This is a genomic window from Falsirhodobacter sp. 1013 (assembly GCF_051195255.1).
Lineage (GTDB): Bacteria > Pseudomonadota > Alphaproteobacteria > Rhodobacterales > Rhodobacteraceae > Falsirhodobacter.
This window is the reverse complement of sequence record NZ_JBNJLK010000022.1, coordinates 1-19,159: the sequence shown is the minus strand read 5'-3', so window position 1 is coordinate 19,159 and position 19,159 is coordinate 1. Positions and strand designations below refer to the sequence as shown.

The following is a 19,159-nucleotide window of genomic DNA, read 5'->3' as shown; positions in this document are numbered from 1 at the left end:
ACAGGCAGTGACGGTTTGAAACCTCCCCGAACTACCGGAACTTGATCTGCGCCAGTTGCAGTTCCGAATTCGCCGCGATCGTCGGCTTGTAGTCCAGACGCGGCGACACCCGGGTGAAGCCGACCATATGGAACATCGGCACACTCGCAATGATGTCACGCTCCGCCACACGGAACACTTCTGCCCATCTTGCGGACCGGCCATCGCCTGTGGCTGTCGTCGCATCGGCGATCATCTGGTCCAACTCAGGATCATTGAGAACCGACTGGATGCCGCCCGATGCATATTTGATGTAAGCGGAGAAGACAGGATCGCCCGTTGCGTTGTCATGCATCGCTCCGAGGAGGGTGGGCACGCCGTCCTGATTGAAGGGACGAACATAGTAAGTGTTGTGGACGGATACTTCGCTCATCTGCAGCCTGACATTCAGACCGACGTCCTTCCACATGGCCATCATGGCTTCCATCGTCTCGGTGACATTGGGGAACACCCCGCTGCGGGCGACAATCAGGATCTCGGTATCCACCGGAACACCATCCGCCTTGGCAGCTTCGACCAGTTCGGTCGCACGTTTTGGGTCGAACGGCCAAGGCTCCATTTCCTTGTCGTAGCCGATGGTGGTCGGCACGACGAGTTGACTTGCCATCTGCGATTCTGTGGGCAGCAGGGTGCCGATGAAGGCCTCCTTGTCGATGGCGAGGTTCAATGCCTCGCGGATGCGGATATCGTCGAGGGGCGCAGTGCGCGTGTCGATCCGCATGTAGGTGGTTTCCGCGTTTGGATAGGCAAAGTCGGTATCGGGGTTGTTCGCATCCTGCATGGCAAGTGACGGCACGATGTCGGCCTCGCCGATCTCGACCATCGCGGCAGCGACGGCGCTGTCATTGCGCCAGACATACATGGCGTGCTCGACCTCGGGCTCTTCGCCCCAATAATCGGGGTTGCGCTTCAAGATGATCGATTGGCCGACATTCCACGTCTCGAAGATATAGGGGCCAGTTCCGATCGGCTTGCGGGTCAACTCGTTCTCGGGAGTCACAGCAGCCGAAGTGATCGGCATGATCGACATCAGAAGCGGCAGGATCGGCGAAGGCGGGTTCGTCGTGATGTTGATCGTATGATCGTCTGATGCCTCAACCGTGAATTCCATAGCGCCGAACTTGCCGCCAACCTCGCAAGTCAGGTTTTGGTTCTTGTTGCGCGTCAGCGTGAATGCCACGTCTTGGGCCGTAAATTCAGTGCCATCATGCCACCTGACGCCTTCGCGCAGCTTGAACTGCCACGTGTCATCATCGATCTGGCTCCACCCGGTCGCGAGGCGGGGCTTCAGTCCGCCATTGACGTAATCGAATTCGACCATCATCTCGTTGACGTTCTCCGATACGACACGGCCCGTTGTCTGGCGCGCCGCCATACATGGGTCCACGATATCGACAGTCTGAGGAAGCACGATCGTCACGCTTCTGTCCTGCGCGAGTGCAGGCAGTGCCATGCCTGATGCCAGCACTGCAGCTCCCACAATTTGGTAATGTCTCATTGAATTCTCTCCCCCTTGGCCTTCCTCCAGCGGCGGGGTGGCCAGCCTCGCAACCATCGCGTATCGAGGTTTCGACGGTCTACCGCTACGCAAATAGTAGCGTCGACCCTGCTCCGCGCTGTTTGCTGAAAGCATGGCCTGCAACCTGTGGATGAACAAGGTTGCGACAGTTGAATCGTAACGCAAGACAATATCTTTGCACAGCGCAAGAACCATGACGCGGCTTCGAGGCGCGCGTGGCGCTGGAAGCCCTGAGGAGAGAGTACCCCGGTCAGAACTGGCCTCGAAATACCTCATGATGCCGTCAATCAGGGCCATGACCGTGATCTGCTCGTGCCGATGGCACGGGCGGCCGAGGATGCGCTTCATCACGACCCCATGCATGTGCTGGCCGACAAGGGCTACTTCAGCGGACGGTAGATCCTGATCTGCCACGCGGCGGGGATTACTACGACGATCCCGCGTCCCGGGACGTCGGGCAATCGGATCAAGGGTCTGTATGTAAAGCCCAACTTCGCCGACGAATTCGATGCAGATGTTACCGCGGCGTCGTGGCCAGCGCCGGGGCGGCAAGCGTGGTCAGAAGAAGGGTGCGGCGGGGGATGGCGTCGACACTACAACGAAGACCGACCCCACAGCGCGATCGGATATAACGTCCCGATCGCCCTGCAATATCTTGGCGACGCAGCCAGCCCGTCGCCATGACCAAGCCGGAAAACTCCAGTATCCGACGGTCCAAGGTTGGGGAGCAGTGCACAAGCCTTAGTGCGAATTCCCTCGCACATCGGGGCCGAACTCTGGCTGCGCCTGCCTGACTTTAAGTCGCTGTCATCACCGTGACGGGCAGGCTGTTCTGGCCGGATGAACGTTGCTCGGATGTTTCGTCCGGACTTGCCCCAGGAGGATCTCATGCCCGTTCTGCCCGCCCTCAACATGCGCTCCATTCCCACCCGGATTATACGCGGCGGCTCGTCCAAGGGGATCTACCTCGACCGCGCCGACCTGCCCGAGCCCGGAATTGCGCGGGACGAGATCGTTCTGCGGGTCTTCGGCTCGCCCGACCGCCGGCAGATCGACGGGTTGGGCGGCGCCGACAAGCTGACCAGCAAGGTGGCGATCATGGGCGCGCCGACCCGGGCGGATTGCGACGTGAACTATCTCTTCGGTCAGGTGAACACCGAGCTGCCCCGCGTCGACTGGAAGGCGAACTGCGGCAATCTTTCCGCTGGCGCGGCGCTCTACGGCGCGCTGACAGGGGCCGGGAGGATGGAGGGCGGCCGGATGCAGGTCAACGTGCACCAGGTCAACACCGGCCGACGGCTGGTGACCCATGTGCCGATGCGCGACGGCTTCCCGGCGGTCGAGGGCGATTTCGTCATCGGCGGCGTGCCCGGCACAGGTCCACGGATCGACGTGGATTTCGGTGATTTCGCCGGGTCGGCGCTTGGCGGTTCGGTGCTGCCCACCGGCAATGCGGTGGACAGGGTCGACATCCCGGGCCTCGGCCCGCTGGAAGTCAGCGTGATCGACATGGCCAACCTGCTGTTCTTTGTCCGCGCTGGCGACATCGGCATGGACACCTCGGCCTCGATCTACGACATGCAGGCGGATCTGGCGCTGGTCGGGCGGTTGGAAGCGGTGCGCAAGGCGGTGTCGGCGCATATCGGCTTCATCACCGGCCCGGATGCCGATCAGGAGCTGCGGGTCAGCACAAACCCGCTGATCTTCGCGGTGGCCCCGCCGATGGCCTATGGTGCGACCAACGGTCAGGCGGTGGCGGTTGGCGACCATGATCTCTCCGCCCGCTCCCTGGCACGCTACGAGTTCTCCAAGGCCTACCCGGGTTCAGGCGCCGCCGGAACCGCCGTGGCCGCCGGGATCCCCGGCACGCTGGTGCAGGAGGCCGTCGCCGATCTCGGGCAGGCGCGCGGGATCTACGACCTGCGGGTCGGCCATCCGGGGGGCGTGCTGCGCGTCGCCGCAGAGGTGCGCGCCGAGGATGGCGGCGTTGCTGCAAGATCTGGACAGAAGAGCCGGACAGATTCATCCTGAACCCGATCCAGAAGATGTCGGGGTAGAACACCTAGAAACTGCCTGAGATTAGCAGGCATGCGCAGCTCGGCTGCGTAACGCCCGAGGGTTGCTTTGAGCGGGCATGATATGGCGGTTAACTCACTTCGAAGCTGAGCGTGTCATCGTGGTGCAAGCGCCAGTATTCGGCCCAGATTTGTTGGGTGAGCGGCCCGACTTGGCCATCAGCGACCGGCGCACCGTCCAGTTCGGTGATCGGCATGATGCCCCCGGCAGTAGAGCAAAAGAACAGCTCATCCGCCTCGTAAAGTGCTTCAACCGGGGTTTCGCTCAACTGCACATCTAACTGCAGATTACGGGCAATCTCCATCACCGTCTTGCGGGTGACGCCCTCAAGCACGCCGCGTCGCGCGGTCATCAGGGTTTTGCCCTTGAGCATCACGACATTGTAACCCGCGCCTTCGGTGACATTGGCATCGCCATCCGTCAGGATCGGATACATAACGCCCCGCTCGCGTGCCTCGAGCAAGCCACGTGTCAAGTCGCCCCATTGCAGGTTCTTCACGGTAGGGTCCATCGCACCGGGCGGGGTCCGGCGCACGCTTCGGGTGACCACCGCCTTGCCGCCCGTAGCCTGGGTATCTGGGTCCATGATCCAGACATAGGGCATCAGCATCAGATAGGTGTGATTGGCGCAATCCTCGGGTGAGGTGGCACGTACATTGTTGAAGCCGCGCGTGGTGATCATCACCACATAGGCATCTCGAATACCCGAGACTTTCGCCATCTCGATCAGGCGCGACCGCATCTCGTCGCGTGGCATCGGTGAGAGCAGCTTTAGTTTCGCACAGCTTGCAAAGAAGCGGTCCAGATGGTCATCAAGGCGAAAATAGCGCCCGTCCCAGATCGCGGGTACATCATAGGTCAGATCCGACCGCAAAAAGCCTTGGTCCAGCATCGGCACCCGCGCCTCATAGAGGGGCGTATATTCCCCAAAAGAGCAAGCGATACCTTTGACCCAAGGGTTGGTATCGGCGCCAGCTTGCAAGGCGGCAAGACGTGCGCGGTAGGCATCGATGACGGTATCGGTGAAGGACATGGAATTTACCTATTTAGAAGAAGCCAGCGCGGGCCAGGACGAGTGATCGGTGACGCGCGTCACCAAGAGCCACGATCTCAGCCATGGTGGTGTCGGATATCTCCAGCGCGCGCTCGATCTGCGATGCCATAGGCGGTGCAGAGAAACATGTTGTGGTGGATGAAGTGGCCCCACTCTTCAAGGTGGCGAGCAGCAGGCATTGTGGCTGCGTCACGTTGGAAGATGTGAAGGGTCAACCTTCAGTGAGAGTGACCGTCTGGTTGACGTTCCAACCGATCGGCACATCCGAGCCTTTGGCCAGCAGACAGTCACCTGGATGCGAGGGCACTCGCACCATCAGCCCGGTGTCGGTACCTTTGAGCTTCAGCTTGTAGCGGAAGCTGCCAGTGGTGAAGAGCGACTCTTCCACCGTGGCCAGGAAGCTGTTGTCACAGTCCAGGGCCGCTTGGCCGAGGCGGATATTTTCGGGGCGGATACAGAGTCTGTGGCGCGAGCCCCTGCGCTTGGGCAGCGGTACTTTGATTTCGGGCCCATTGTGCGCCTTGGCCATGCCATGGCCTTCGGTGGAAGCGCGCGGGTGCTCGGCCAGCTCGATCATAGTCATCTCACCAAGAAATCCTGCCACGAAAGCGGTGGTCGGCGTGTCGTAAAGATCACGAGGGCTGCCGATTTGCTCGAGACGGCCTTGGTTCAGCACGGCAAGACGATCAGCCAGAAAAGCGGCCTCTTGCTGGTCATGGGTGACGTAAACCATGGTTACGCCAAGCGTACGCTGGAAGGCCTTGATTTCTTCCTGCATCTCTTCGCGCAGGTTTTTATCCAAGGCGCCAAGCGGCTCATCCATCAACAGCAGGCGCGGCTTGTAAACCGAGGCCCGCGCGAGTGCCACGCGCTGCTGCTGACCACCAGATAGTTGCGAGGGACGGCGGTTCGCCATGGCCTCGAGGCGTACCATGACAAGGGCACGTTCGACCTCTTGCTTGATCACTGTCTTGGGCAGCTTTCGCATTATCAGCGGGAAGGCGATGTTTTCGGCCACGGTGCGATGCGGGAACAAGGCGTAGCTTTGAAATACCATGCCGATATTGCGCTGATAGGGCGGCGTGGTCGAGATACCTTGGCCGTCGAGCAGCACTTGGCCCTCCGAAGGCAGCACGAAACCCGCAAGGATCGACAGCAACGTCGACTTACCCGAGCCCGAAGGCCCTATCATCGCGAAAAGCTCTCCCCGCTCGATGGTCAAAGTCGTGCTCTGCAGCACCCGCGTCGTGCCGTAATCCTTAGCTATCTCGTGAAATTCCACGCGGGCGCCGTGGACCTCACCTACGGGTGCGGTTGCGGCAAATGTCGTCATCATGTCTACCATCATACATGTTTTCTTTCGCCAACAAGACGGGCATTGCGCTGGTTGATCCAGCCCGCGATCCCGATCAGAACCACGGTGCACACCAGTAAAGTCACCGAGGCCGCGGTGATGACCGGAGTCATCTGGAAGTTCAGCTGCTCCCACAGCAAGCGCGGCATGGTGCGCGTGGTCGAGCTGGTAAGGAACATCGACAGGATCAGCTCATCGAAGGAGAAGGTGAAGGCGAAGATAAAGCCCACCAGAATACCCGGATGGATGAGCGGGAAGGTCACATGCCAGAAGGTGTTCCAGCCATTGGCGCCAAGAGTGGCGGCGGCTTGTTCCAGCTGCTCAGGGCAGCCACGCAGGCTGGCCGAGACCGAGATGAACACCAAAGGCATGGCCACCACAGCATGGGCCAAGACGATGCCAAGCAAGGTGCCTTGCAAACCGACCTTCACCATCAGCGGATAAAGGCCTAGCGCCAGCACGATCTGCGGCAGGATAATCGGCGCAATCATCATCATGGCGAGCACCTTCGGCCAAGGCAGATTGGCGCGAGCCATGGCCAAGGCCGCCAACGTGCCGCAAAGAGAGGCCAATGCCGCCGAGGGGATGCCGATCTTAAGGCTGTTGCCGATGGCATAGTGATAATCGATGGTCGAGAAGAAGGTTTCGTACCAGCGCCATGAGAAGCCCTTGGGCGGGAAGCTAAGGAAGCTTTCGCTTGAGAACGATAGTGGAATGATCACGACGGTGGGGATGACAAGATAGGCCAGCACCAAGACCGTGAAGCCGATGGCGGTCCAGCGGGTAACGCTCCAAACAGTGGGCGGGGCATGGGGAGTGGTGCGACTCATCTTGGCCTCCGGAATGCAGCTTGGGCGGCGCGCAGACGCTCGATCACGAGGAAAAACACGCAGGTCGATACCAGCAACAGCGTGGCCAGGGCCGACGCCAGCGGCCAGTCCAGTTGACGAGACGCTTGCTGCTCGATCATCACGGCAACCATCATGCCATCACCACCCAGAAGTGCCGGCGTGATGTAGAAGCCAAGCGTGGTGATGAACACCAATGCCGAGCCCGCAAGCACACCTGGGCCGGAAAGCGGCAGGTAGACTTGCAGGAACTGCTTGAGCGGATTGGCTCCGAGGATCGAAGCAGCGAGCATCAGGCCGGGGTTGATGTTGCGCATGGCATTTATCAGGGGCAGCGCCATGAACGGCAGCATCACCTGGACCATCGCGAGGTGAACCCCAAGCTCGGTGTTCGCAAGGCGAAGTGGGCGGTCGATCAGGCCGACGCCCAGGAGCACATCATTCACCACGCCTTTGCGCTGGAGCATAACCAGCCAGGAATACGAGCGGATCACCGCACTGGTCCAAAACGGCACCAGCACCATCGAAATCAGCACCAGCTGCAAGGTGGCTCGGGCATTGGCGATGAAATAGGCCACTGGATAGGCAAGGATCAGAGACAGAAGCGTCACCGCCACCGCAACGCGGAAGGTATAGAAAAGCGAGGCGAGCGAGCCGCCACTGGTCAGAATGCGGCGATAGGCATCGAAGGTCCCATCGGGCGAAGCGAAGCTTTGGCCGATGATGGCGACCAGCGGCACGAGGAAAAGAAAGAACAGCAAAAGCAGCGAAGGTACCATGAGCCAGGCCTTCGACGAAAGCCCGGCTTGCAGGCGGGCGAGGCGGCCGGCACGTTGCGCCGACCCTCCGATGATATCGAGAGGCTCGGCGCTCATCCGGCCAGCCACTCGTTGAAGCGCGCGAAGATCTCGCTGCCGTGCTCGGACCAGTAACCGACGTTCTGCACCACCGCATCTTTGCCGTTGTCGCCAAAGTTCGGCATAAGAGCTTGAGTTTCCGGCGGCAGCAGATCGAGGGCCGCAGTTATGGTCGGGCCGTAGGGGATGTTCTGCGCCATGATGGCCTGGTTTTTGGCTTGCATGACGTTGGCGATGTACCGCATCGCGTGATCTTTGTTTTTTGCGCCCTTTGGGATGACCCAGGCATCGCACATCCAGACGGCTTGCTCGAAGCCGTAGTCGACAGGCGCGCCGTCGACCTTGGGCTGGTGCACGCGGCCGGTCCAAACCATCGACAGATCGACCTCATTCGAGATCAGGTGCTGCGCCGATTGAGCGCCCGAGGTCCACCACGTCAGGTCCGGTTTGATCTTGTCCAGCATGGCGAAGGCCTTGTCGAGATCGAGCGGATAAAGATCAGCCGGCGCGACGCCCGCAGCCAAGCAAGCGGACTCCAGCGTGCCCATCGCGTATTTCCACAGACCGCGCTGACCCGGACGAGCCTCGGTGTCGTAGAACTCGGCCCAGTTTTTCGGGCGGCTTTCCGCGCTGAAGCTGTTGGTGTTCCAAGCGATGACCGTCGGCGCGATATCCGAAAGCACGTAGCACGAGGAATGCGCCCAATCCGGCACGCCCGTGATGTCGATCACCGAGAAGTCCAGCTCTTCAAGCAGGCCCGCGCGCTGCAGCACGGCGGCCTCACCGGAGTCGAGTGCCACCACATCGATGTCCACGGCGCCAGCATCGACCATGGCCTTGACGCGGCCGGTGTCAGCATAGGGGGCGGTGAGGGTTTTGATGCCGGTTTGCATTTCGAACGTGTCGAAATAGGCTTTGCGATAGGCCTCCTCAAGCGCGCCTCCCGAGCTCGACACGGTCAGGGTTTCGAGCGTGTTCGCGCGCAATATCGAGGGGGCAGCAAGCATGGCTGTGCCTGCGCTCGCTCCGGCGAGGAGCTGGCGGCGGTTGAGCATGAACAGGCCATTATCGGTGGTCTTGAACATCTGGTAAATCCTCTGTCGAAAACTTTGTTTTTTCGTAGTTTTCTCAGTTCAAGCGCCCGCCATTTCTCGCCTTGGCGGGGTGCAGCAAGCGATCGTCTCGCCCGCTGCCTGTTCAATCCGCATCCCTGGGCTGGACGCCTTGGAGATGCGGGAAAAGCCTTTGTTTCAGATCCCTGCGCGCAGGTTCTCGCGGAAGGTCTTGCCCGCGTATTCTTTGCGATAGACGCCACGGCGCTGCAGCTCGGGCACCACCATCTTGACGAACTGTTCATAGGCCACCGGCGAGACCGACGGGCAGATGATGAAGCCGTCACAGGCTTCCGAGCGGAAGTGGTCTTCCATGTAGTCGGCGATTTGCGTCGGCGTGCCTACCAGCTGCGGGACCAACTGGGTTTGAGCGAAGTTCCGTGCGGCTTCGCGCAGCGTCATGCCCTTGGAGCCGCCCATGATGGAATCCATCACGCCGCGCGAACCTTGGGTGATCTCCATGTCCACCAGCTGCTTATCGAGCGGATAGCTCGACAGGTCGATGCCGATGTGGTTCGACATCTCAGCCAGACCCAGTTCGGTCGAGGCCAGCGAGTTGATGTAATCTTGCTTCTCTCGGGCGATCGACTCCGTCTCGCCAATCACTATATCGGTGGCGGGCAGAATGGCCAGGTGGTCGGGGTTACGGCCTGCATTCGACACGCGGCCCTTCAGGTCGCGGTAGAATTCCTGCATCGAGGCTTTGTCGTTTTGCAAGGTGAACACCACCTCGGCCCAACGCGCCGCGCATTCCCGGCCACGTTCGGACGATCCAGCCTGCATGATCACAGGGCGGCCCTGAGGCGAGCGCGGCACGGTCAGCGGACCACGGGTCTTAACCCATTTGCCTTGGTAGTTGACATGCTTGATTTTCGAAGGATCGCCCCAAGCGCCCGTGATCGGATCGCCAATGATGGCATCCTCGTCCCACGAATCCCACAGCGCGTGGCAGGCTTCCAGAACCTCGTCAGCGTGATCGTAACGCAGCGAGCGGTCCATCAGCTGGTCCATGCCATAGTTCTGGGCTTCAAGACCGCTGGCCGAGGTGACAACGTTCCATGCCGCACGGCCGCCCGAAACATGGTCCAAGGTGGCAAGGGTGCGCGCGATGTCGAACGGGTGCCGGAAGGCGGTCGAGATGGTAAGCGACAGGCCGATATGCTTGGTCTTGCGTGCCATCGCGGACAGAAGCGGCAGCGGGTCGAGCAGGAAGATCTGGCCGGGTTCCTTGATGTTGGCATTCCAGGTGCCACCAAAGGTCTCGAACAGGGCTTGCACATCAACGAAGAACAAGCCGTCGAAGAGCCCTTTTTCCAAGGTCTGGGCGATGTGCTCGTAACGCTCGATGTTCAGCGCATCAAGGGCATCACTTTCGGGGTGCTTCCAAGCCCCGTTGGAATGCCAGGTCGGGCCGGCAATGCAATAGCCGACGAAGTGCATGGAACGCGACAATGCTTTTTATCCCTCTCTCAGCCGCTCTGGCTATCCGCTCCCCATCACTCGGTCCGGGGCAAATGGTCGAATTAATTCGAGAAAGGCATGGGACAGTTGAGCGCGCAAACGAAACTTGGTGTTCCCCAAGCAGATTGGCGAAGTTGTTGGGGAGTGATCAGAAAAGCATCAGCTGTGCTGGCGTTAGGGCGGCTTATGAAGGACAGTGTCTTTCTGCCCCAGGCTGAAGCGACGCGTTCAGGCGCGACGGGGCAGATATTCTGGGAGATAGCAACGCAGGTAGGACACGACCGCGCGCGTTGATTCATCAAGAAAATATTCGGTGATGTATCCATGACGCGTGAAAGAATGACCGTGAACTGCATCGGCCATAAGGCCGCCATTGGCGAACCGCTGATCCAGTCCCTCGATGGAGGGCAGCACGAAGTAGCTGTCCAGCACACCCAGGCGGGCGCGGGCCAATCGCAGATAGGACGCCGCATTCACTTGCTGCATCTCGTCGCTGATATGTCGACCTAGCAGTAGGCGTAACGCAGAACGATGCTGGTTCAGGTAGTCGGCCGAGCTGTGCAGGCGAATGCGGACAAAATCTTGCCAGCTCTCGGGCGGCGCAACCAGGCGGCTGCCCATCGTCTTGTCGAACCACTTCAGATGCTGCTTGGCCACCGCGATGAAGGCCGCCTCACGGTTCGGGAAAAAATGATAAATCGAGCTGACGGGTATGCCGGCGCGCTGAGCGATCTGTTGCAGCGTGACTGTTTCAAGGTCTTGCTCGCTCACCAAAGCGTCCGTGGCGTCGATCAGCAAGCGCAGCCGCTCTTCGCCGCGCTTGCGGCGCACGATTGGCCGAGGCGTCTCGTCAGTGCCGATCTGATTCATGCGGCTCCCAAGAATGATGAAATGTTAAGTGCAACGGCTATGGTACGGATCGAGGAACAAGGTGATCATACCAAGGTGTCCAATCGCGATAATAAAATTAATTCGATCTTTCGGGAAGGATATGCTACTAGGCTTCTCGAAGCGGCTCCTTAGAAAGCTCATCTTGCTTACAGGACCCATCCGGATGCCCGCCGTCGTCCGCCAGAACATTCATTTCTCCTGATCCATCAGATGCCGCCTCGGCATCACCCGCACAGACACTGAAGATGGCTGCGTGAATTCTACGGCCAAATCCCGTCACACTTGGGAGGACGACCGCTAAGTTTGGCTGGCATCGGAAAGTTCCTGATGGTGAATGGACGTGCAGATATTGGGACAGCAGCGCATCTGGCGTTGAAGCCGTCAAGGGCCGATCCAGTCGCTTCCTGTCCACGCGGAAGGCGTTCAGGCATGAAAGACGCCTGCGGCCCAAGCGAGGCGGAGCGGCTCTTCAGGATGACACCTATGGATCTACGCTGGATCGGATCTCCTACGGACGCTTTCCTCTTCAGGGCACTATGTGTGGTGGAAGACCCTGTCCAGAAGACGTGCATGACCCCGCTTCGGATCGCCTCGATCATCCTCGTGCTCGCGGCCGCGTCGGACAGCATCAACTACGTCTTCCTGAAGCTGCTATCATCGATCGGGATCATGGTGACCGCTCTGGTGAGCGCAATCCTCATCCTGCAGTCGATCACCTTCACCCCGCATTCCATCTTGCAGGCGGACAGATCCGCTGCCTGCCCGGTCCGACGCTGATGGTGCCGTCGCCTTCAAGGATCATGAAGGCAACCTGGCTGATCCACTCCGCTCTGGACGGGCGGGCCGCATTCGTTGCTTCCGGTAACCCGATGCAGTTTCATCGCCCCATGGCAAAATTCGCCATCCCGCGCGATGAGAGCAGGTTCCGACCCTGACCAGTTTGGCAAATTCCGGCGATCAAAGGATAGATGACAGGGTGGACCCCCGAGTGACCGTCACGACCAGATCGAATCCGTTGAGCTTTACCAGCGTGCGCTTGCCGGAGACGCGCAAGAATACCACCGGCAATCGCATAGGCGAGCGCGCCAACAAGGATGGTGCGCCGGATGCCTTGCCAGTTTTGAAAGAACATCTCTGCCCCATTCATGGATTTCCCCTTTAGTTGTCATCGTCAATGCGGCTCACGGCAGGACGTTCAGTAGAAGCAGACGACAGCGGCCGAAACGCCTGCTCCTACCGCAACGCCGAGCGCCCCGGTTGCAAGGAATTCAAGTCAGGCGTCTGCTTCGATTCCGTTCGCATCGGCCCATTTGTCGCGATGGTGGTCGCGGAACAATGCCTTGCCCAGCGACACGCACATCGCCACCATCACGAAGGTGAAGGGCAGCGCACCGATGATCATCGCGTTCTGCAGCACGACCAGGCCACCGCCGCCCGCAAGGATCAGCGCAGCGATCACAAGCGTCAGCAGGACGCCCCAGACGATGCGGTGGCGCACGTCGGTCTCCTCCTCGCCCCCCGCCATGATCGTGTTGATCACCAGCAGCCCCGAATCCGCAGAGGTCACGAGGAAGGTCAGGATCAGGACGACGCACATGACGGCGACGATACCGTAGACCTGATCGCCGACGATGAACTGCAGCGTCGCGAACAGCTTGTTGGTGGACGAGGCATCGATGATCGCGCCGTCCGCCAAGCCCGAAAGCTCCAGATCGACAGACGTGCCGCCGAGGATGGTCATCCAGACAAAGCAGACCAGCGACGGCATCACGACCGCACCGAGCACGAATTCCCGCACCGTCCGCCCGCGCGAGATGCGCGCGAGGAACAGGCCCACGAAGGGCGAAAACGCGATCCACCATGCCCAGTAGAAGGTCGTGGAGCTTGTCTGCCACTGTCCAAGCTCGGTGGTGGCGCCATAGGCGCCGAACGACAGGGCGGGGAAGTGCAGCACGTAGTCGACAAAGGCGCTGCCATAGGTCGTCATCGCGAAGACGAAGGAGCCGAAGACCACGAAGACCAGCAGCAGCGCCGTGGACAGGACGAGATTCAGGTTCGACAGGTATTTCACCCCACGCCCCACACCCGATACGGCCGACAGCGTCGACAGGATCATCACCACGACCAGCGCGACGATCAGGCCTACGGCCGAAGGCGCCGGCGGGCCTCCGTTTTGGCCCGGCTGCAGCAGCCACTCCATCCCCGAGATGGAATAGAACCCCTCCACCAGCTGGCTGATGCCAAAACCGATGGTGACGGCCACGCCAAGGATCGTGGCGATCACGCCCAGGATGTCGACGACATGACCAAGGGTGCCGTTCAGTTGGCGGCCGAACAGTGGTGTCAGCGCGGTGCGGATCGTCAGCGGCATGTCACGGGTATAGGCGTAATAGGCCAGGCACAGACCGGTCACGACATAGATGCCCCATGCGTGCAGGCCGTAATGCATGAAGGTATAGCGGTAGGCGGACTGGACCGCCTCGGACGAGTAGGCAGCGACGTTGCCCTTGATGATCTCGGGATTTTGGCCCCAGTTGTTGATTGGCTCGGCCGTGGCATAGACCATGAGACCCACGCCCAGGCCCGCTCCGAACATCATCGCAAACCATGAGAATGCAGAGAATTCAGGCTTCTCGTCCGCTTTCCCCAACCTGCGTCGCCCGGAGGACGGAACCGCGGCCACGATCAGCAGGAACCAGGCAAACAGACCCACCGCGACGATGTAGAACAGGTTGAACACGCCGAGGATCTCGGTGTTTACGAGCGAGAGAATCGCCTCGGCACTGCCGGGGCGGAGCAAGGCCCAGACAGTCAGCAGTGCGAAGGCGATCTTTGCCGTCAGCGCGATGGGAAGGGAATATCCTTCATAGAAGCCAGAGTTGGCTGTTTGGATGTCGAGGTCGGTGAAGGGAGGTTTCAATTCAGTCATACGGTCTTCCGGAATGGACCTTTCGAGGTTGGGGTGCGTAAGGCATCGTCATGGGGATATGTCGTGACCGTGGGGGGCGCGGTGTCAGGCCCTGAGAGGGCAACCGTTGCGCCATGCAAGATGCGCCGCGCCATCTGGCGCGTTCTGTGACTGCGGAGGAGGGGGTATTGTCCGAGCCGTCTCGTCGATGACGATCCGCAAGGGACCGTCCATGTCTGGGTCAACCAACATGACGGACTTTATAGCGGCATCGGCCAGAAAAACAACCGCCACCCGGATCTTACGCTGTGCCTGCCGCCTTAGGAATGCCAGACATCATCAGGCAAGGTCCGTGATATACCAGCGAAGGAACCCGCATCCTGCTCTTTCAGATGCAGATGAGGGGCAGGCATGTGAACTCCTCCTTCATGCAAGATGCCGGTCTTGCACCAGGGTCGCCGTTCGAACTTGAATCCTTTGTCGAGGATGCATGTTGTCACCAAGTTGAAACGTCGCGGGTTCGGCAAAGGAGAAGGGTCGCGGGACGGCGGCCGGAGCGGTGAGCCAGCCCCGGCCCGCTCTCTCCATGAAGGGCCGCAGGGACGGGGCTGGCGGGGGTCGGGGAAGGGCGCGCCGGGGCGACCGGCGATCATTGTGCAGGCGGCAATCCTTCGCTAAGCGGCGCCTGTCGTTGGAGGGCATCATGGTGATCAGCAGACAAGCCGCGGAACATTACACATGGGGGGAGAACTGCGACGGCTGGATCCTGGTGCCGGGCAACGATCTGCTTGTCATCGAAGAACGCATGCCGGCGAACACGAGCGAGGTTCGTCATTATCATGCAACATCCCGGCAGTTCTTCTACGTTCTCTCGGGCACTCTGACCATGGAATTGGATGGCTCCTCCCACTCGGTGCCAGCGCGCGCCGGGATCGAAATTCCGCCGAACTCTCCTCATCAAGCTCGGAACGACACCGGCTCCGACGTCATGTTTTTGGTCATCTCGACGCCAACTTCTCGCAACGATCGAATAGCCGCACCCACCCTGTAAGTGCCTCGGAGCGGTCCCCGGATGGGCTCAAGGTGACGTCGCCGCCTGTCCATCTGCGACCGCGACTTTGCGCTTTGCAGTCCTTGCCGCCCCGGAACTCCCGCCATCATTGCGGCGGCCGGTCGGGGTGTAGACCGTCGCTTGCTTGCCCGACCGCAACGGTTCGGGCGCCGTCTGCTGAAGCTCCATGGCGCCAAGGCGGCGTTCGTTCTCGGTAAACGCGCCGGGGGTCACGCGCTGCTGGTCCTTGTCGAAGATCCTGTGGGGCAGGGAGATACCCTTCCAGCGCAGGTCGATCCGGCCTTCCACAAAGGCGAACATGACCTGCGGCGGCAGCCGAGCAGCGTGGTATCCCCGGCAGATACCGCCGGACCCTCTTGTTCATGTTCCCCACCGACCCTTTCTGCCACGGCGCCTGAGGATCGCAAAACCACGATCTCGTGCCCATGCCGCTCCCGAGCTCCCGCCAGGACACGAACTCCAGCCCCCGGTCGAAGGTGATCGACCGGCGCGCCTCGGCGGGCAGGGGCGACATTTCCCGGATCAGCCGGTCCAAGATGCGTCGGGATTTGCGGCCCGCATTGCGCGTCAGGACCGTGTATCGGGTCTTGCGCTCGACCAGCGTCGCCACATCGGCGTCTCCTTGGCCCCATTCAAAGATCATCAGGTTACCCCCCCAGTTGCCGAACTGGCTGCGGTGGTTCACCTCCACGGGCCGCATGTGGATGCTGATCTCCTTTGGGAAAACTGGGTTCCGCGGCTTGCGGGCATAGCGAAACCTCCGCTTTCGCCTGCGCTCCGGCAGAAGCCGCGCCGGTTCAGCAGCCTTGCCGGGGGCGGATTGCACATGCCGGTAGGTTGTCTCTTGGCAGAGTCTGAGCGGGGCATCCGCGTCGACCCGAAGCCGTCCGGTGATCTGCTCTGGACTCCAGCCTCCGCGCAGACGGCCAATGGCCGCGTCTCGAAGTTCGGGCAGGCGCGCGAGTATACGCCGCGCATCCGCCAGCGCCTGTGCGCTCATGTGCCAGTAGCCGTCCGCTTGTGGCACATCGATGTCATGCCACAAGTTTCGCCGGATCTCCGCCGGATCGTCGAGCGATCACGGCCGAGGATCTGAGCTATCCGTGTTCGCGGCGTCTTTGCCTGCAGCAGCAGCGCGATCGTGCGCGCTTCGTCAGGGTCGTGAAGGTACGTCTCACGGCGGCCTCCTGTTTTGCATCAGAAAGTGCGCGGTGGGGCATCCCGAAATGGAACTGCCCCGCGGACATACGTAAAATGCGATAATCTTCCTTCGTGATACTACAGGGCCTTCGTTTTGCAGTCATTGCCGCCAAGAGACCTTGCAAACCTTCCTCAACTGCAAGGCAGGTGGCCAGACCGAGGATCTGGCTGGCGAGCCTCGACACCACATCCGCCTGCCACCGACCACTTTCGGCATCCGAGATCAGGAACGGGCTGGGTTCGCACCCGTATCATATGCGGCATCAAAGAACTCGAGCTCCAGCGACACCGCCCTCAGGAAGAAGTCGCGGGAGATGTCCGGAGCTGCCGGTCCTGTCCGGTCGAGTTCCGCGCGCAAGAATGCCACGAATTGCTGAAATTCGGGATTGTTGTGAAGCGTGATCCATTCGGCATGCACGAAGTTCTCGGGCAATACCTCCGGGGCACGTGATGCCCAGTCCCAATACAGCCCTTCGGCGACGTTCAGCACGGCAAGCACGGCTGGATAAGAGCCGGTCGCGGCGGCCTCCCTCATGATCAACTGGAAGCCTTTGGTCGCTTCAGCATCAGGGGTGGCGGCCCGGTCCTTGTCTGCCACGCCCAGGCTCTCGAACGCCCGCAGGAAGTAGGTGTTCTCCTCCCCGGACACCATGCCAGCGAAGCGCCCGAAGCGAAGTCGTGCGTCGAACGTGTCGGCCGAAGCCATCGCCGCGCCGAGCAGCGTCAGGAAGCTGTCGAGAAAACGGTGATCCTGAACAAGATAAGAGGTCATTACCCTGTCCGAGACGGTTCCCGCGAACAATTCGCTGACGAACCGGTGCTGCACGGCCATCGTCCAAGCCGGTTCACTGGCCTGTCGGAGCATCTCGGTAAAACGTTCGGTCATGGTGCTGCCCTTTCTTGGCTGGCAGCGAGACCGCAGGTTCTTGACATTGGTCGGCCTCGCAAAGAGGCCGGCAAAGGCAGGCGCGTCACCCATCCCTTCGCCGGCATGATCCGGATCAGGTTCGAAGGGTCACCGCGCTGCTGATGCGAGCGGTTTCTCAGCCCCTTGTCGGGGCACCCCCTGGTGATCTTCCCTATAGTCGGACGTCTTCCCGATGTCACCATCTCTGTCTGACGTATCTCCAAGTAGGCAGTGAAGGAACGTCCGCTCCCGGGCGATTGTTTTGAAAGGCACCTGTTGATCGGCGGGTCTGGGGCTGATGCGCTTTCACTCGTAGGCGGTGGAGGTGATCGGGATGATGGGATCGCGGCAGGTGGCGCAGGGCGCTCTGTTCTAGCAGTTCTCCCTCGAGGATCACGTCCCGCAGGACCACCTGATCCGGGCCATCGACCGGTTCGTGGATCTGGGCGGCATCCGCCAGCACCTCGCGCCGTTCTACAGCAGCACGGGCCGCCCTTCCGTCGATCCCGAGCGGATGATCCGCATGCTGCTGATCGTCTACGGCTTCGGCATCCGGTCCGAGCGGCGGATCTGCGAGGAGGTCCATCTGAACCTGGCCTACCGCTGGTTCTGCCGGCTGGATCTGAACACGGCGGTGCCGGACCAGTCGACCTTCTCCAAGAATGGGCACGGGCGCTTCCGCGACAGCGATCTTCTGCGCGAAGTCTTCGAGACGGTCGTGCGCCGCGGCATCGCCGAAGGGCTGGTGGGCGGCCGCGACTTCGCCACCGACGCGAGCCTGATCCGCGCCGATGCCGGCAAGATGTATTCCATGTCGCAAGAACTGTGGCAGGGCGGGCAGATCGACGAGGAGACGGCACCCCGCGCCGTGCGCGAGTATCCGGAGACACTGGACGATGCCGCCTTCGGTGCGGCCAGCGAGGTGCGGCCGAAGTTCGTCTCCTGCAGCGATCCGGCGAGCCAATGGACCGCCGCCATGAACGCTCCCGCGATCTTCGCCTATTCCACCAATGACCTGATCGACACCGACAACGCGGTGATCGTGGATGTCGAAGCCAGCCGGTCGATCCGGCAGGCGGAGGTCAGCGCCACCCGCACCATGATCGCCCGCACGAAGGACCGGTTCGATCTGCAGCCGGAACGTCTGGCGGCCGACACCGCCTATGGATCAGCCGAAATGCTGGCCTGGCTGGACGAGCGCGAGATCACCCAGCACATCCCCGTCTTCGACAAGACCGAGCGCACCGACGGCACCTTCCCGAACACCGTCTTCGCCTTCGATCCTGTGGCCGACGAACACACATGCCCCCGGTGACCGGAAGCTGAAGAAGTATTGGCGGGACCTTGGCAGGGCGCGCCCGGCTTACGGCGAAAACGGCTTCCGCAAACACTATGCCAGCAAGGCGGACTGCGGCACCTGCGACCTCAAGGCCCGCTGCACGCCAAACCAGGCCACGCGCACGATCTCCCGCCACCGCCATGAGGTCGTCCGCGACAAGGTCCGGGCCTTCGCCGGAACCAGTGCCTACCTCGAGAGCACGCAACGGCGAAAGAAGGTCGAGATGCTCTTCGCCCACCTCAAGCGCATCCTGCGCCTCGGCCGCTTGCGCCTGCACGGCCCAAACGGCGCCAAGGACAAGTTCCACCTCGCCGCAACCGCCCAGAACCTCCGCACACCGACAAAACTGGTCCCCGGTCGCCCCGCACGTGGCATGACGGGAGCGCGCAGGCCGATCTCAGCGCGACGTCATCGCAGGATCCGCGCCGAGTTTGTAGACACAATCGGGATGTGCCGGCTGCTCCCCCAGCGTTGTGTTATCCTGAACGGGATCACCGCATCGAAAGGAGAAGCAGCCATGCG

At 61.1% G+C, this 19,159-nt stretch carries 15 protein-coding genes, 3 pseudogenes and 1 riboswitch; of the genes and pseudogenes, 6 read left to right on the top strand and 12 right to left on the bottom strand.

Annotated features, from left to right (window positions below; all coding sequences use genetic code 11):
* Nucleotides 1-31 precede the first annotated feature (31 nt).
* Complete coding sequence (locus ACSHZY_RS17385) at nt 32-1,906, bottom strand: ABC transporter substrate-binding protein (RefSeq protein WP_435171279.1); 1,875 nt, start codon at nt 1,904-1,906, stop codon at nt 32-34.
* On the opposite strand from ACSHZY_RS17385, the pseudogene ACSHZY_RS17380 reads away from it, so the two are divergent.
* A pseudogene (locus ACSHZY_RS17380) lies at nt 1,814-2,077 on the top strand (IS5/IS1182 family transposase); the annotation flags it as partial. The gene ACSHZY_RS17385 and the pseudogene ACSHZY_RS17380 sit on opposite strands and share 93 nt — an antisense overlap.
* Nucleotides 2,078-2,446: 369 nt before the next feature.
* On the top strand, nt 2,447-3,589 hold the full coding sequence (locus tag ACSHZY_RS17375; protein WP_435171277.1) for a PrpF domain-containing protein: 1,143 nt from the start codon (nt 2,447-2,449) through the stop codon (nt 3,587-3,589).
* A gap of 115 nt (nt 3,590-3,704) precedes the next feature.
* Here ACSHZY_RS17375 and ACSHZY_RS17370 read toward each other — a convergent pair whose 3' ends face one another.
* The 7 genes from ACSHZY_RS17370 to ACSHZY_RS17340 form a co-directional block, all read right to left on the bottom strand.
* Nucleotides 3,705-4,667 (bottom strand): aminotransferase class IV, encoded by a 963-nt coding sequence (locus ACSHZY_RS17370; protein ID WP_435171275.1) that lies wholly within the window; start codon nt 4,665-4,667, stop codon nt 3,705-3,707.
* A gap of 232 nt (nt 4,668-4,899) precedes the next feature.
* On the bottom strand, nt 4,900-6,024 hold the full coding sequence (locus ACSHZY_RS17365) for an ABC transporter ATP-binding protein (RefSeq protein WP_435171273.1): 1,125 nt from the start codon (nt 6,022-6,024) through the stop codon (nt 4,900-4,902).
* Between the two features lie 8 nt (nt 6,025-6,032).
* Nucleotides 6,033-6,872 (bottom strand): ABC transporter permease, encoded by an 840-nt coding sequence (locus tag ACSHZY_RS17360; protein ID WP_435171271.1) that lies wholly within the window; start codon nt 6,870-6,872, stop codon nt 6,033-6,035.
* On the bottom strand, nt 6,869-7,765 hold the full coding sequence (locus ACSHZY_RS17355) for an ABC transporter permease (RefSeq protein ID WP_435171269.1): 897 nt from the start codon (nt 7,763-7,765) through the stop codon (nt 6,869-6,871). The genes ACSHZY_RS17360 and ACSHZY_RS17355 overlap by 4 nt, the downstream gene beginning before the upstream one ends.
* Nucleotides 7,762-8,832, bottom strand: a complete 1,071-nt coding sequence (locus ACSHZY_RS17350) for an ABC transporter substrate-binding protein (RefSeq protein WP_435171267.1) — start codon at nt 8,830-8,832, stop codon at nt 7,762-7,764. Before ACSHZY_RS17350 ends, ACSHZY_RS17355 begins: the two co-directional genes overlap by 4 nt.
* 165 nt (nt 8,833-8,997) lie before the next feature.
* On the bottom strand, nt 8,998-10,299 hold the full coding sequence (locus tag ACSHZY_RS17345; protein ID WP_435171265.1) for an LLM class flavin-dependent oxidoreductase: 1,302 nt from the start codon (nt 10,297-10,299) through the stop codon (nt 8,998-9,000).
* A gap of 249 nt (nt 10,300-10,548) precedes the next feature.
* Entirely contained in the window at nt 10,549-11,190 is a 642-nt protein-coding gene (locus ACSHZY_RS17340) for a TetR/AcrR family transcriptional regulator (RefSeq protein WP_435171264.1), read from the bottom strand.
* A 591-nt stretch (nt 11,191-11,781) separates the two neighbouring features.
* On the opposite strand from ACSHZY_RS17340, the gene ACSHZY_RS17335 reads away from it, so the two are divergent.
* The gene (locus ACSHZY_RS17335) at nt 11,782-11,988 is read left to right on the top strand and encodes a hypothetical protein (protein ID WP_435171262.1); all 207 of its coding nucleotides are present in this window, start codon (nt 11,782-11,784) and stop codon (nt 11,986-11,988) included.
* A gap of 211 nt (nt 11,989-12,199) precedes the next feature.
* Nucleotides 12,200-12,373, top strand: coding sequence for a hypothetical protein (locus tag ACSHZY_RS17330; RefSeq protein ID WP_435171261.1), 174 nt, complete (start codon nt 12,200-12,202; stop codon nt 12,371-12,373).
* A gap of 111 nt (nt 12,374-12,484) precedes the next feature.
* Here the strand turns inward: ACSHZY_RS17330 and ACSHZY_RS17325 are convergent, their stop codons facing one another.
* Entirely contained in the window at nt 12,485-14,140 is a 1,656-nt protein-coding gene (locus tag ACSHZY_RS17325) for a BCCT family transporter (RefSeq protein WP_435171259.1), read from the bottom strand.
* Nucleotides 14,141-14,822: 682 nt separating this feature from the next.
* On the opposite strand from ACSHZY_RS17325, the gene ACSHZY_RS17320 reads away from it, so the two are divergent.
* Nucleotides 14,823-15,170 carry a cupin domain-containing protein gene (locus ACSHZY_RS17320; protein WP_435171257.1) on the top strand — a complete coding sequence of 116 codons (348 nt, stop codon included), beginning with the start codon at nt 14,823-14,825 and terminating at the stop codon, nt 15,168-15,170.
* A 27-nt stretch (nt 15,171-15,197) separates the two neighbouring features.
* Here the strand turns inward: ACSHZY_RS17320 and ACSHZY_RS17315 are convergent, their stop codons facing one another.
* The 3 genes and pseudogenes from ACSHZY_RS17315 to ACSHZY_RS17305 all read right to left on the bottom strand — a co-directional run bounded on the left by ACSHZY_RS17315 (nt 15,198) and on the right by ACSHZY_RS17305 (nt 17,277).
* A complete protein-coding gene (locus ACSHZY_RS17315) occupies nt 15,198-15,491 on the bottom strand; it encodes a hypothetical protein (protein ID WP_435171317.1) in 294 nt (97 codons plus the stop codon).
* Nucleotides 15,401-16,331, bottom strand: a pseudogene (locus ACSHZY_RS17310) (IS30 family transposase). Before ACSHZY_RS17310 ends, ACSHZY_RS17315 begins: the two are co-directional and overlap by 91 nt.
* Before the next feature lie 283 nt (nt 16,332-16,614).
* Nucleotides 16,615-17,277 (bottom strand): TenA family protein, encoded by a 663-nt coding sequence (locus ACSHZY_RS17305; protein ID WP_435171255.1) that lies wholly within the window; start codon nt 17,275-17,277, stop codon nt 16,615-16,617.
* A 74-nt stretch (nt 17,278-17,351) separates the two neighbouring features.
* Nucleotides 17,352-17,468: riboswitch (TPP riboswitch) on the bottom strand.
* Nucleotides 17,469-17,632: 164 nt separating this feature from the next.
* Here ACSHZY_RS17305 and ACSHZY_RS17300 point away from each other — a divergent pair.
* Nucleotides 17,633-18,992: pseudogene (locus ACSHZY_RS17300) on the top strand (transposase); the annotation flags it as partial.
* Nucleotides 18,993-19,159: the final 167 nt, after the last annotated feature.

Bases quoted from the DNA above. Each gene is read 5' to 3' on its own strand.
- ACSHZY_RS17360 (WP_435171271.1), bottom strand. From the start codon at position 6,872: ATGAGTCGCACCACTCCCCATGCCCCGCCCACTGTTTGGAGCGTTACC.
- ACSHZY_RS17335 (WP_435171262.1), top strand. From the start codon at position 11,782: ATGACCCCGCTTCGGATCGCCTCGATCATCCTCGTGCTCGCGGCCGCG.
- ACSHZY_RS17355 (WP_435171269.1), bottom strand. From the start codon at position 7,765: ATGAGCGCCGAGCCTCTCGATATCATCGGAGGGTCGGCGCAACGTGCC.
- ACSHZY_RS17365 (WP_435171273.1), bottom strand. From the start codon at position 6,024: ATGATGACGACATTTGCCGCAACCGCACCCGTAGGTGAGGTCCACGGC.
- ACSHZY_RS17320 (WP_435171257.1), top strand. From the start codon at position 14,823: ATGGTGATCAGCAGACAAGCCGCGGAACATTACACATGGGGGGAGAAC.
- ACSHZY_RS17375 (WP_435171277.1), top strand. From the start codon at position 2,447: ATGCCCGTTCTGCCCGCCCTCAACATGCGCTCCATTCCCACCCGGATT.
- ACSHZY_RS17325 (WP_435171259.1), bottom strand. From the start codon at position 14,140: ATGACTGAATTGAAACCTCCCTTCACCGACCTCGACATCCAAACAGCC.
- ACSHZY_RS17345 (WP_435171265.1), bottom strand. From the start codon at position 10,299: ATGCACTTCGTCGGCTATTGCATTGCCGGCCCGACCTGGCATTCCAAC.
- ACSHZY_RS17340 (WP_435171264.1), bottom strand. From the start codon at position 11,190: ATGAATCAGATCGGCACTGACGAGACGCCTCGGCCAATCGTGCGCCGC.
- ACSHZY_RS17385 (WP_435171279.1), bottom strand. From the start codon at position 1,906: ATGAAGCGCATCCTCGGCCGCCCGTGCCATCGGCACGAGCAGATCACG.
- ACSHZY_RS17350 (WP_435171267.1), bottom strand. From the start codon at position 8,832: ATGTTCAAGACCACCGATAATGGCCTGTTCATGCTCAACCGCCGCCAG.
- ACSHZY_RS17370 (WP_435171275.1), bottom strand. From the start codon at position 4,667: ATGTCCTTCACCGATACCGTCATCGATGCCTACCGCGCACGTCTTGCC.
- ACSHZY_RS17305 (WP_435171255.1), bottom strand. From the start codon at position 17,277: ATGACCGAACGTTTTACCGAGATGCTCCGACAGGCCAGTGAACCGGCT.
- ACSHZY_RS17315 (WP_435171317.1), bottom strand. From the start codon at position 15,491: ATGTTCGCCTTTGTGGAAGGCCGGATCGACCTGCGCTGGAAGGGTATC.